We start from the raw sequence: 12,652 nt of genomic DNA, 5'->3' as shown, positions 1-12,652 counted from the left end.
GCCGATGAAAATGTTCGCGCTCGCGGGAGCCTTATGCCTTCTGCTCACCAGTTCAACGGTATGCAAGGCAAACTCCGGCCCCTGGTGTAAGCCGGATGTCGTGACTTTGACTTTCAAAAATCAACAAGGCGGGGATCTTGCGAGGATCGAACTTCGCACCCTCAAGGCAGTTTGCGACCGAAACCCGGAAAAAAAAGGGTTTGGGGTAGGCCTCGAACGGTCGATGCGCATTGAACACAATGGACAATGGACCGATGTGCCGAAAGAGTGTCTATCCGTTTTTGCTTTTGGCGTAGATGAGGTGTCGCTATCAGGTGACGATCGCGGTCTAGGCATAGCTATTATTGGGAAACCGACGGAGAGAGACGAGAGTTTAAAAGTCTCGATATTCAAACACGGTGACGAAGTCTTTTGCTCTCAGGTCGTGCGCTGCTCGAATCTCGACGATCCGCCCGACTATATTAGAGAGTGCAGTAGGGATTTGCGGTGAGCACGCCGGGAGACCGGCTCGACACTCTCCGAAACCGCCTCAGTGGCCCGAATTTCTGCCGAAATGGGGACCTGGTCCGCATCACAGGGGAAGACATGGAGAGGTCTTATGAGGCTTCTGAGGACCGGGATACTCGCACTTTCGCTAACCGTGACGGCGACCGTTGGGCTGGCTGCGGATTACGAAATTTTCGCTGAGTTTGCGACTGTGGAGACTGGGGTAAACCATTATGCTGTCGAACGCCTCGACCACAAGAACGAGAAGCTTCATCACTGCACCGCAGTCCTCGACGCCGAGACCAAGCAATTAACCGGTCAATGCGCCGAGAGGCCCGGCTTTCCGGAGAAACCGATCGGCAAAGGACTTAACGTACAGGGAGGGATTTCAAACATTTTTGGCGGATGGCCAGTGTTAGGCTCTTGGAAAATCGATCAGACTACCGGGAAAACTGAGTTCTGTATTTCAGACCCTGCTCAGTGCGTGGAGGTAACTCCGCAATAGACTTGGACAGGGCTTTGATGCCAATCGGCCTTACTGCTCCAGCAACAATTTGCCGTTGGCGTATTCAAAGCGCTTCAGCTTGGACAGGAAGGACAGCCCGAGCAGGTTCTCCGACAGCGCTTCGTCCGGCAGCACCAGCGCGTCGACGTCGCGTACGGTAAGGCCGCCGATCTCGATCATGGCGATGCGGGCGCGCGCCGCCTTGATGGTGCCGTTCGCGGTGGTGACGCGCGAGGTGTAGTCGCCCGGCACCGGACGCAGGCCGAAGCGCGCGGCCGAGGTCTCGTTCAGGGCCACCACGGAGGCGCCGGTGTCGACCATGAAGTTGATGCGCTGGCCGTCGATCCGGCCGTCGGTCGCGAAATGACCGCGAGGATCGGGCGCAATGCTGACCGTGCGGGCGCTGGCCTGCGCCACCGTGACGGCTGGGGCCATGGTCTGCTTTGTGGTGGTCGCGGCGGCGGGCGACATCTTGCTGGCCATCTGAGCCATGAAGGTGCCCAGCCCGATCAGGATGGCCGCGAAAATCATCAGGTTACGCATGACACCATACTCGGAAAACCGAACACGCAATTTCACCACGCCGCCCGCCCCGCCGCGAGCGAGGGCGGCGGCACGAGCCTGCCATTTTGGCGAAAAGGATGAGCGAAGAGTTAATACGAGCCCCGAGGGGCGGCCGAATGACGTCGGTCGCCCGCGAGGGCCGTAATTTTTCGGCCCCAGGGCGGATTCTAAGGCCGTCTCTCAGGCCGTTCTGGCGACCGGGCTCGGCATCGCAACGCGAAGCGCGTAATAGACCGCGCCCGCGATTCCGACACCGAAGAACCAGCCATAGACCGCCCACCACGCAGGCAGGATCGAGGTGAAGTTCGGCAGCACCGACGAGAACAGCGCCCCGACGCCGGCCGCGATCAGCGCGCTGACGTTCCAGCCGTTCTGGAAGCGATATTCGCCGTTCTCCTGATACAGCGCCGGCACGTTCACGCGGCCTTTGGCGATCAGATAATAGTCGACCATCATGACGCCGAAGATCGGCCCCATGGTCGCGCCGATCAGCCCGACGAACGAGGCGGCACTGCCCTCCCAGGGCGCGAACGGATACAGCGCCAGCGCGATCAGCGCCGCGATGTAGCCGCCCTTCTTGAAGTCGATATGCCGCGGAAACACGTTCGAGAAATCGAACGCCGGCGAGACGAAATTGGCGACGACGTTGATGCCGAGCGTCGCCACCGCGAAGGTGACCGCGGCGAGCAGCGCCAGGAACCAGCTGTCGAACTTGGCCGAGATCTGGTCGGGATGCAGCAGCACCTCGTGGTAGACGTTGAACGCCGCGATCGTGGTGACACCGGCGACCAGCGAAAACAGGACCAGATTGACCGGCAGGCCCCAGATATTGCCCTTGCGCAGCGCCTGCACGTCAGGCGCATAACGCGAGAAGTCGCAGAAGTTGAGATAGAGCGCGGCGAAATAGGTGATCCAGGTCGCGGCGACGGCGCAGAGCGCCGGGAAAGAGCCGGGCACGCCGGGCACCCCGGCTTCCTTGGTCTTCTCCAGCAGCACGTCCTGCGGGATCGGCGCGGTGAGCGAGATGCCGCCGGCCGCGATGCAGAGATAGATCGCAAGGATCAGCATCATCAGCCACACCGCAGGTCCCGCCCAGTCCTGGAAGCGGCGGACGGTTTCCATGCCGCGCTGGATGATCAGGAGCTGCAAGGCCCAGATCACGACGAAGCAGATCACCTCGAGCGTGGAATGGCCGAGCATATGGCTGGATTGGTGGAATGCCTTGAAGCTGTCCATCCGGGTCAGCAGCGCGACGATCGCGCCCGAGGCCGCGGCGGTCTGCGCGCCGTACCAGAAGCAGGCGACGATGGCGCGGACCAGCGCCGGAATGTTGGCGCCCCAGACCCCGAACGAGGCGCGCGCCAGCACCGGATAGGGCACGCCGGTCCTCACGCCGGCATTGCCGATCAGGCTCATCAGCACGAAGATCACCAGCGAGCCGACGCCGATCGCGAGGATGAAGTTGACGAAGCTGCCGCAGAGCAGGAACAGGCTGGCGGCGAGATAATAGCCCCAGAGGCTGTGCACGTCCGAGGTCCAGACGTTGAAGATGCTGAAGGCGCCCCAGTTGCGTTCTTTGGCCGGCGCCAGGTCTTCGTTGTACAGCGACGGCGATGCGTTCTTGATCTCCACGGTGGCCTCCCCAAACTGCGAGCCCGTGATCCCATCCCAGCGTGCAAATCTAACCACCGTTTGCGGACGCTCGCCAGCGCCGAACTCAATCCTCTCGTCATGCCCGGCCTTGTGCCGGGCATCCACGTCTTTGGACCACCAACGCAGGCAAGACGTGGATGGCCGGGACAAGCCCGGCCATGACGAAGAACGACCTTAAGTCCCGCGCGGTTTCACGCGCCTGGTCGGCATCGCGCTGGCGGGATCTTCCGGCCAGGGATGGCGCGGATAGCGGCCGCGCAGGTCGGACCGGACGGCAGCGTAACTGCCGCGCCAGAAGCCTGGCAGATCGCGCGTCACCTGTACCGGCCGCTGTGCCGGCGACAGCAGTTCCAGCACCAGCGGCACCGCGCCCTTGGCGATCGAGGGATGGGTGTTGAGCCCGAACAGCTCCTGCAGCCGCACCGCGATGGTCGGGCCCTGCTCGGCCTCGTAGTCGATCGCGAGCTGCGTTCCGGTCGGCGCCTCGAAATGCGTCGGCGCCTCGCGATCGAGCCGCGCGCGCAATTCCCACGGCAGCAGCGCCATCAGCGCATCCGACAGATCGCCGGCGGACAGATCCCTCAGCGCGGTCTTGTCGTAGAGCGCCGGCACCAGCCAGTCGTCGGCACGCGCGGCGAGCGCTGCGTCCGACAAATCGGGCCAACTCTCGTCCTCAGCCTTGCGCAGGAACATGACGCGGTCGCGCCATTGCTTGGAGTGTTTCGACCACGGCAACCGGTCGAGCCCGGCCGCGATCAGGCCATCGGCGAAGATGCGCGCGGTCTCGGCCGAGGGCGACAGCGACATCGGTGCTTCCGACAGCGTGATCGCGTGCAGCGAACGCCTGCGGCGGGCGCGCAGCGCCATCGCGCCGCGGTCGAACGTCACCTCTTCCACATTCTCGATCTGGTCGGCGAAGCGCTGCTCGATCTCTTCCTGGGTGATCGGCGCCGCCAGCAGGATGCGGCCGCTCGCCGCCGTGCCGGTCAGCTCGGCGACCGCAATATAAGGCAGCCGCGCCAGCGCCGCGGTCTGCTCGACGGCGGCGCCGCGGCCGTTAGCCAGCACGAAGCTGCCATTGCCGCGGTTCCTGGCGACGCGATCCGGAAATGCGAAGGCCAGCATGACGCCGGTGGAGAGATCCTTCTGCTCGCCCACCGCCGACCTCGCCTGCGCGGCCCAGCGCGCCGCCATGCTGCGGGCGCTCGATGCGCGCTGCGAGCGATCGCGGCGGAACTGGTCGAGCCTGACGTCGAGATCGACGCTGTCGCCGCCGAGCCCGCGTTCAGTCAGAACAGCGGCGATCTCGGCCGCTTCCTCGCCAGCACCGAAGCGGGCGGAATCCACGATCATGCGCGCCAGCCGCGGCGGCAGCGCCAGCGCGCGCAGGCTCTGCCCTTCCTCTGTAATGCGGCCGTCGCCGTCGAGCGCACCGAGCTCCGACAGCAGCGATCGGGCCTCCTTCAGCGCCGGTCCCGGCGGTGGATCGAGGAAGGCAAGGCCCGCGGGATCGCTGACGCCCCATTGCGCGAGGTCGAGCACCAGCGAGGACAGATCGGCGGACAGGATCTCGGGCGCAGTGTAAGCCGGCAGCGACGCGGTCTGCGGCTCGTCCCAGAGCCGGTAGCAGATGCCGGGCTCGATACGGCCGGCACGGCCGCGCCGCTGATCCACCGCGGCACGCGAGGCCCGCACGGTCTCGAGCCGGGTCAGCGCAATATCAGGCTCGTAGCGCGGCACCCGCGCGAGGCCAGAGTCCACCACAATGCGGACGCCCTCGATGGTCAGCGAGGTCTCGGCGATCGAGGTCGCCAGCACCACCTTGCGGGCGCCCTTCGGCGCCGGCGCGATGGCGCGATCCTGCACGGCGGCATCGAGCGCGCCGAACAGCGGCACGATCTCGACCGCGGCGTCGTGCACGCGCTCGGCCAAAAAAGTCTGGGTGCGGCGGATCTCGGCGGCGCCCGGCAGGAAGGCAAGCACCGAGCCGGCATCGGCACGCAGCGCGGCCGCGATCGTCTCGGCCATCTGCCGCTCCAGCGGCGCGTCGACCTTGCGGCCGACATAGCGGGTCTCGACCGGAAAGGCGCGCCCCTCGCTTTCGACCACCGGCGCGTCGCCGAGCAGTTTTCCGACGCGTGCGCCGTCGAGCGTTGCCGACATCACGAGGATCCGCAGGTCCTCGCGCAGGCCGGTCTGCGCGTCGCGCGCCAGCGCCAGCCCGAGATCGGCATCGAGCGAGCGCTCGTGAAATTCGTCGAACAGCACCGCGGCGACGCCGTTGAGCTCGGGATCGTCGAGGATCTGGCGCGAGAAGATGCCTTCGGTGACGACCTCGATCCGCGTCGCGCGCGACACCTTCGAGCCGAAGCGCACGCGATAGCCGATGGTCTCGCCGGCACGCTCGCCGAGTGTCTTCGCCATCCGCTCGGCGCTGGCGCGCGCAGCGATGCGGCGCGGCTCCAGCACGATGATCTTCTTGCCCCTCGCCCAGGGCGCATCGAGCAACGCGAGCGGCACGCGCGTGGTCTTGCCGGCGCCCGGCGGCGCCACCAGCACCGCGGCGTTGTGACCATCGAGCGTGCGATCGAGCTCATCGAGCACGGCGTCGATCGGCAGCGGGCTATCGAATTGGCGCGGCAAGGACTTTTCATCACCGCAGCGGCGCTCGCGCCGGTGCGTCCTATGGTTAACAAACGGTCTCTTCTCTTGGATTCCTCGGCCTCTTAGACCATTCGCCGGCTACGGGAAACCCGCTGAAAAGGTCCGGGTTCGCCGGCACACCATTTGTATGGATAAAGGAGAAAGCAACCGATCGGGCCGATGATAGGCACGATCACGCCGGAACAGGACAAAGATGACCACAAACGGCACAGCCGCTGCGACAGATCGTTCCGCCCCAGGCGCGAGCGGACGCGTCGACTGGGTCGACTATGCCAAGGGCATCTGCATCATCATGGTCGTGATGATGCATTCGGTGCTGGGGGTCGAGAAGGCCGCCGAGCAGACCGGCTTCATGCATTATGTCGTGATGTTCGCCAAACCGTTCCGGATGCCGGACTTCTTCCTGATCTCGGGCCTGTTCCTGTCGGTCGTGATCGATCGCGACTGGCGCACCTATCTCGACCGCAAGGTGATGCACTTCGCCTATTTCTACGTGCTCTGGGTGACGATCCAGTTCGGCTTCAAGGCGCCGTCGCTGGCCGCCGAGACCGGCTGGGCCCAGGTTGGGCTGCAATATCTCGAGTCCTTCATCGAGCCGTTCGGCACGCTGTGGTTCATCTATCTGCTGCCGATCTTCTTCGTCGTCACCAAGCTCGCGCGCAACGTCCACCCGCTCGTGATCTGGCTGATCGCGGCAGCGCTGGAGACCGCGCATGTCGCGACCGGCTGGACCGTGATCGACGAATTCTGCTCCCGCTTCGTCTACTTCTACACCGGCTATGTCCTCGCCAATTACGTGTTTGCGCTGTCGGACCGCGCGCGGGCACGGCCTGCGCTTGCCCTGCTCGGGCTTGGGTTCTGGGCGCTGATCAATGGCGGCCTGGTTGCGCTCGAGGTGAGCGAATGGCCGGTCGTCTCGCTGGCGCTCGGCTTTGCCGGCGCCTGCGCGATCATCGTGACCGGCACGCTGCTGGCGCGCGCGCACTGGCTTGGCTTCCTGCGCTTCAGTGGCGAGCATTCGATCGTGATCTATCTCGCCTTCTTCCTGCCGATGGCTGCGTCACGCATCCTTCTGCTGCGCGTCGGCGTCATCCACGACATCGGCCTGATCTCGCTGATCGTGACCGCGGTCGGCGTCGCCGGCTCGCTCGTGATCTGGCGGCTGGCACTGGCGGCGCGGGCCAATTTCCTGTTCGAGCGGCCCGATGCGTTCTGGATTGCCCCGAAAAAGGCGGCGCCCTCGCTGCAGGCGGCCGAATAAGCGCCGACAGTGCCAGAAGTCATAACAGCCGGATTCGTTCCGACGGCTGGAATCCGGCCGTTCGAATTTTCCACACATTGAAATTATTGGCTTTTTGGTCCTGAATGTTTCGTCGTCCGGCCGGCGACGAAACAATTCTCCCGTTCACGAAACCATTTTCCCCTTTTCGCGCAGACATCCGGAAACGGGCCGTAACTAACAATTCTCCCAACGAACCGCCGCCCAACGGCGAACTGGGAGCCTGTCATGCCGAACGTCATCGCCATCAACGCTGCAGCCGCGAAGCATATCGACGCTGCTCGCGCGACCTCGGATGAAACGCTGCTCGCGCGTATCGCCAAGAATAACCGCACCTCGATGCACACGCTCTATGCCCGTCATAACGTCCGGGTTTACCGCTTCGTGCTCCGCATGGTGCGCGACACCACCATGGCCGAGGACCTGGTGAGCCAGGTGTTCCTGGACGTCTGGCGCACCGCGGCCCAATTCGAGGGCCGCTCGCAGGTCTCGACCTGGCTGCTCTCGATCGCCCGCTTCAAGGCGCTGACCGCGCTGCGCCAGCGCAAGCACGAGGACATCGACCAGGACGACGTGCTGGAGATCGCCGACGGCGCCGACACGCCGGAAACCTCGCTCGATCGCGCCACCACCAGCGAGATCCTGCGCGCCTGCGTGGCCAAGCTGTCGCCGGCCCACCGCGAGATCATCAATCTGGTCTACTACCATGAGAAGTCGGTCGAGGAGGCCGGCCAGATCATCGGGATCCCGCAGAGCACGGTGAAGACCCGCATGTTCTATGCCCGCAAGCAGCTCGCCGACCTCCTGCGGGGTGCCGGCGTGGATAGCGTCGCCGCATAAAATATTGCAAATTCAATATCTTAAAGGGAGATCACGCGAACCGGGCAATTGTCCACGAAGCCGAAAAATTCAGGCGACGAAACAATTGAAACAATCGACGACATCACCCGGAAAAACGCGACCTCTATACCCATATCCAACGACGCAACCCCAATTCACTGAACCGGTTTCGATACCTCTTCGTTCTAACCTCCCAAGTAGCCTCCAACGACCCGGCCGGGATGCCCCCCAGCCGGGTCGCTCTGTATTTGGCGCGACGTCGTGAAGCCGAGTGCGCCTCGCCTCACACAGACGTGACGCGGCTCGCGACCGGCCCGCCGTAACGGCCCAACCGTCCTCGCGAAGAACATCAGGCGTACCCGGCACGGCCCTCTGGCGCGCCGGGACTCTGATGGACGGATGACGATGCTCAGCCTTGCCCTTGCCCTGCTTGCCGGTGTCGCCACCGTCGCCGCCCCTTGCACCCTGCCGATGCTGCCGATCCTGCTCGGGGTATCGATAGGCCAGACCGGCAAGGCGCGGCCCGCGATGATCGCGCTCGGCTTCGTGATGTCATTTTCTGCGGTGGCATTGCTGCTGAGCGCGATCACCCGCGCCTTCGATTTCGATCCGAACGTGCTGCGGACCGGCGCGGCCGTCCTGCTCGCGGGCTTCGGTCTCCTGATGATCTGGCCGGCGCCGTTCGAATGGCTGTCGATCCGGCTCACCGGCGCTACCAAAGCGTTTTCGAGCGCAGCGGATGCCGGTTCGCGTCAAGAAAGCGCGTCCAAACAAGAGGGCAGCCTCGGTCAGGCCGCGCCGTCGCAAAGCCTGTTCGGCGGCTTCGTGCTCGGCTCTACGCTCGGCCTGGTGTGGACGCCGTGCGCCGGCCCCGTGCTCGGCTCGATCCTGACCATCGTCGCGACCTCGAAGGACACCGCGTGGGCGAGTCTGCAGCTCGTCACTTACGCGATCGGCGCCGCGATCCCGATGCTTGCGATTGCCTATGGCGGACAGGCCGTTACCACGCGCGTGCGCAGCATGGCGCGGATCGCGCCGCGCCTGCAGCAAGGCTTCGGCGTCGTGATCGTCGCATTCGCCGCGCTGTCCTACCTGCAATACGACACGCTGATCGTGGCGTGGCTGACCCAGTTCTATCCCAACGGCCAGATCGGCCTGTAAGCCCAAAGGAGATATCGATGTCCCTGCGCTTGATCGCCGTATCCACTCTGGTTGCGGGCCTTGGCCTCGGCGGCGCCGTCATTCCCGGCCTCTGCACCGAGTCAGATGCGCCGGCGCAGCCGGTGCCGCGGGCGATCGCCATGACCGCCGAACAGAGCCAGACCGCGCCCGAATTCGTCGGCATCAGCAACTGGTTCAATTCGCAGCCGCTCAGGCTTGCCGACCTGCGCGGCAAGGTCGTGCTGGTGGATTTCTGGACCTATGGCTGCGTCAACTGCGTCAACACGCTGCCGCACGTCACCCAGCTCTATTCCAAGTACCGGGATCGCGGCCTCGTCGTGATCGGTGTCCACACGCCGGAATTCCCGTTCGAGCATTCGGCCTCCAACGTGCAGGCGGCGCTGAAGCGGCACGGCATCCTCTATCCGGTGGCGCAGGACAACAATTCGCAGACCTGGAACGCCTACCGCAACCAGTATTGGCCGGCACAATACGTGATCGACCAGAACGGCAAGATCGTGTTCCAGCACGCCGGCGAGGGACAATACGACGAGATCGACCGCACCGTCGCGCGGCTGCTCAACGCCAACAGCTAAAACCTGATGAGATCAGGTTGAGCTGGAACGGCGTCGCAACCTCACCTCTCCCCGACGGGGAGAGGTGAACCGGGACCGCACCAAGCCGATCCAGCCAAAACTCAACCCGCTTCAGTCGGACAATCCGCCCTCTTTGTCGTCACAGCTGACGTGCTAAGGTCCACGCCAGGTCGACGACGGATGGTGCGTGATGTTCGAAGGCTGGGATGCGGTCGTACTCGCCCGCGCGCAATTCGCTTTCACGATGTCGTTCCACATCGTGTTTCCCGCATTCTCGATCGGGCTTGCGAGCTATCTCGCGGTGCTGGAAGCGCTGTGGCTTGCCACCAGGCGCGAGGTCTACATCAACCTGTTCAATTACTGGCTGAAGATCTTCGCGGTCGCGTTCGGCATGGGCGTGGTCTCGGGCATCGTGATGTCCTACCAGTTCGGCACCAACTGGTCGTCCTTTGCCGACAAGACCGGGCCGGTGATCGGCCCGATGATGGCCTATGAGGTGCTGACCGCATTCTTCCTGGAAGCCGGCTTCCTCGGCGTGATGCTGTTCGGGCTCGAACGCGTCGGCCCCAGGCTGCACTTCGTGGCGACGTTGATGGTCGCGATCGGCACGCTGATCTCGGCGTTCTGGATTCTGTCGGCCAATTCCTGGATGCAGACACCGACCGGCCACGCCGTCAACGCCGACGGCCAGTTCGTCGCCGCCGACTGGCTCAAGGTGATCTTCAATCCGTCGTTCCCCTATCGCCTCGTGCACATGGTGCTGGCGGCGTACCTCACCACCTCGCTCGTGGTCGGCGCGGTCGGCGCCTGGCATCTGCTGCGCGACCAGCATCTGGCCGGAGCGCGCGTCATGTTCTCGATGGCGATGTGGATGGCGACGCTGGTGGCGCCGATCCAGATCCTCGCCGGCGACCAGCACGGCCTCAACACGCTGGAGCACCAGCCCGCCAAGGTGATGGCGATGGAAGGCCATTACCAGAGCCACAAGGACGGCGCGCCGCTGATCCTGTTCGGCTGGCCCGACCAGCGTGAAGCGAAGGTCAAGTATGCCATCGAGGTGCCGAAACTGTCGTCGCTGATCCTGAAGCATTCGCTCGACGCGCCGCTGGCCGGCCTCGACACCGTGCCGCGCGAGAACTGGCCGCCGGTGCCGATCACCTTCTGGTCGTTCCGCATCATGGTTGGACTCGGCTTCCTGATCATGGGGCTCGGCCTGCTCAGCCTTTTGATGCGCTGGCGGGGGATGATGTACCAGTCGCCGCTGCTGCATCGCTTCGCGGTCCTCATGGGCCCCGCCGGCTTCATCGCGGTGCTCGCGGGCTGGATCACCACGGAGACCGGGCGGCAACCGTTCACGGTCTACGGGCTGCTGCGCACCGTCGATTCGGCGTCGCCGCTGGCAGCGCCAGCGGTGGGCTCGTCGCTGATTGCCTTCATCATCGTCTATTTCGCCGTGTTCACGGCGGGCGTGATCTACATCCTGCGGCTGATGGCGCAGCCGCCGCATCCCGGCGAGCAAGGCCCGACGAAGGATCTTCCCGCCCGCGCCGCCGGCATCACGCCGGCGGCCGGCACTGCCGTGGAGGGCGCGCGATGATCGATCTCGCCACGATCTGGGCCTTCATCATCGCCTTTGCCGTGTTCGTCTATGTCGTGATGGACGGCTTCGATCTCGGCCTCGGCATCCTGTTTCCGCTGTTTCCGCAAAAGACCGACCGCGACGTCATCATGAACACGGTGGCGCCGGTGTGGGACGGCAACGAGACCTGGCTGGTGCTCGGCGGCGGCGGCATGATGGCGGCGTTTCCGCTCGCCTACGCGGTGCTGATGCCGGCGCTCTACACGCCGATGATCGCGATGCTGCTCGGCCTCGTGTTCCGCGGCGTCGCCTTCGAATTCCGCTGGCGGACCCAGAAGGCGCGCAACAAATGGGATATCGCTTTCGCCGGCGGCTCGCTGCTTGCGACACTGGCGCAGGGGATCGCGCTCGGCGCCATCCTGCAGGGCATCCATGTCGAGGGACGCCAATACGCCGGCGGCTGGTGGGATTGGCTGACGCCGTTCAGCGTCCTGACCGGCGTCGCGCTGGTGATCGGCTACGCGCTGCTCGGCGCGACCTGGCTGGTGATGAAGACCGAGGGCGAGCTGCGCGACCGCGCCTATCATCTGAGCTGGATGTTGTTGATCGCGATGCTCTGCGCGATCGGCGCCGTCAGCATCGCGACGCCGTTCCTCAGCGTGCAATACACCCAGCGCTGGTTCGCCTGGCCAAACATCATCCTCACCGCGCCGGTGCCGATCGCGGTCGCCGCCGTCACCGCGCTGCTGCTGCGCGCGCTGAGCGACAAGAACGACCACCAGCCGTTCTTCCTGACGCTCGGGCTGTTCGCGCTGTCCTATGCCGGACTCGGCATCAGCATGTATCCGTACATCGTGCCGCAGAGCATCACCATCTGGCAGGCGGCGGCACCGACGAACAGCCAGGTCTTCATGCTGGTCGGCGTCTCGATCCTGGTGCCGCTGATCCTCGGCTACACCGCCTGGGCCTATTGGGTGTTCCGCGGCAAGGTGCGCCCCGGCCACGGATACCACTGATGCCGCTAGAGCGTTTTCCAGCGAAGTGGATTCCGGTTCGCGTCAAGAAAACGCGTCAAAACGAGAATCCAGAGCCCCGTTCCGATTCCATCGGAACGGAAATGGCTCTGGTGCCGAATCAGCGGCCGCTCGGCCGGCGCCTGCTGTGGTTCGCGGTGCTCTGGCTCGGCGGCGTCGGCACCGTGACGCTGATCTCGTTCGCCTTGCGACTCTGGATCGCGCCGAAATGAGGCGGCCGGCCCGTCCGCCGACTATTCATCGCGATAAAAAACAGAAGCATTACAGTGATCTAGATCAAGGCTCGCCCTA

Annotated in this window: 12 protein-coding genes; 9 read left to right on the top strand and 3 right to left on the bottom strand. The window is 64.6% G+C overall.

Translation table 11 applies throughout. From position 1 onward, the window contains the following. Positions 1-4 precede the first annotated feature (4 nt). Entirely contained in the window at positions 5-490 is a 486-nt protein-coding gene (locus QA639_RS03475) for a hypothetical protein (protein ID WP_283089177.1), read from the top strand. Positions 491-598: 108 nt separating this feature from the next. Next, on the top strand, positions 599-991 hold the full coding sequence (locus QA639_RS03470) for a hypothetical protein (protein WP_028335951.1): 393 nt from the start codon (positions 599-601) through the stop codon (positions 989-991). Between the two features lie 30 nt (positions 992-1,021). Here QA639_RS03470 and QA639_RS03465 read toward each other — a convergent pair whose 3' ends face one another. The 3 genes from QA639_RS03465 to hrpB all read right to left on the bottom strand — a co-directional run bounded on the left by QA639_RS03465 (position 1,022) and on the right by hrpB (position 5,851). Then, on the bottom strand, positions 1,022-1,534 hold the full coding sequence (locus tag QA639_RS03465) for a TIGR02281 family clan AA aspartic protease (protein ID WP_028335952.1): 513 nt from the start codon (positions 1,532-1,534) through the stop codon (positions 1,022-1,024). Between the two features lie 201 nt (positions 1,535-1,735). Then, positions 1,736-3,187, bottom strand: a complete 1,452-nt coding sequence (locus QA639_RS03460) for an NCS1 family nucleobase:cation symporter-1 (RefSeq protein ID WP_028335953.1) — start codon at positions 3,185-3,187, stop codon at positions 1,736-1,738. A gap of 195 nt (positions 3,188-3,382) precedes the next feature. Next, positions 3,383-5,851, bottom strand: coding sequence for an ATP-dependent helicase HrpB (hrpB, locus tag QA639_RS03455; RefSeq protein WP_283089176.1), 2,469 nt, complete (start codon positions 5,849-5,851; stop codon positions 3,383-3,385). A gap of 214 nt (positions 5,852-6,065) precedes the next feature. Here hrpB and QA639_RS03450 point away from each other — a divergent pair, with 214 nt between their 5' ends. The 7 genes from QA639_RS03450 (at position 6,066) to QA639_RS03420 (ending at position 12,573) form a co-directional block, all read left to right on the top strand. Then, the gene (locus tag QA639_RS03450; RefSeq protein ID WP_283089175.1) at positions 6,066-7,133 is read left to right on the top strand and encodes an acyltransferase family protein; all 1,068 of its coding nucleotides are present in this window, start codon (positions 6,066-6,068) and stop codon (positions 7,131-7,133) included. Positions 7,134-7,379: 246 nt separating this feature from the next. Next, positions 7,380-7,991, top strand: a complete 612-nt coding sequence (locus tag QA639_RS03445; protein WP_028335956.1) for a sigma-70 family RNA polymerase sigma factor — start codon at positions 7,380-7,382, stop codon at positions 7,989-7,991. 405 nt (positions 7,992-8,396) lie between these two features. Further along, complete coding sequence (locus tag QA639_RS03440; RefSeq protein ID WP_346283738.1) at positions 8,397-9,152, top strand: cytochrome c biogenesis CcdA family protein; 756 nt, start codon at positions 8,397-8,399, stop codon at positions 9,150-9,152. Between the two features lie 17 nt (positions 9,153-9,169). Beyond that, the gene (locus tag QA639_RS03435; RefSeq protein WP_212054287.1) at positions 9,170-9,748 is read left to right on the top strand and encodes a thioredoxin family protein; all 579 of its coding nucleotides are present in this window, start codon (positions 9,170-9,172) and stop codon (positions 9,746-9,748) included. A 190-nt stretch (positions 9,749-9,938) separates the two neighbouring features. Then, positions 9,939-11,345, top strand: coding sequence for a cytochrome ubiquinol oxidase subunit I (locus QA639_RS03430; RefSeq protein ID WP_157343447.1), 1,407 nt, complete (start codon positions 9,939-9,941; stop codon positions 11,343-11,345). Then, the gene (gene cydB, locus QA639_RS03425) at positions 11,342-12,343 is read left to right on the top strand and encodes a cytochrome d ubiquinol oxidase subunit II (protein WP_283089173.1); all 1,002 of its coding nucleotides are present in this window, start codon (positions 11,342-11,344) and stop codon (positions 12,341-12,343) included. Before QA639_RS03430 ends, cydB begins: the two co-directional genes overlap by 4 nt. 101 nt (positions 12,344-12,444) lie before the next feature. Then, positions 12,445-12,573, top strand: a complete 129-nt coding sequence (locus QA639_RS03420) for a DUF2474 domain-containing protein (RefSeq protein WP_283089172.1) — start codon at positions 12,445-12,447, stop codon at positions 12,571-12,573. The last annotated feature ends 79 nt before the right edge of the window (positions 12,574-12,652 follow it).

Source organism: Bradyrhizobium pachyrhizi (assembly GCF_029714545.1).
GTDB classification, from domain to species: Bacteria; Pseudomonadota; Alphaproteobacteria; order Rhizobiales; family Xanthobacteraceae; genus Bradyrhizobium; species Bradyrhizobium pachyrhizi.
The sequence above is the reverse complement of the archived record's forward strand: the minus strand, read 5'-3'. Positions and strand labels throughout refer to the sequence as shown.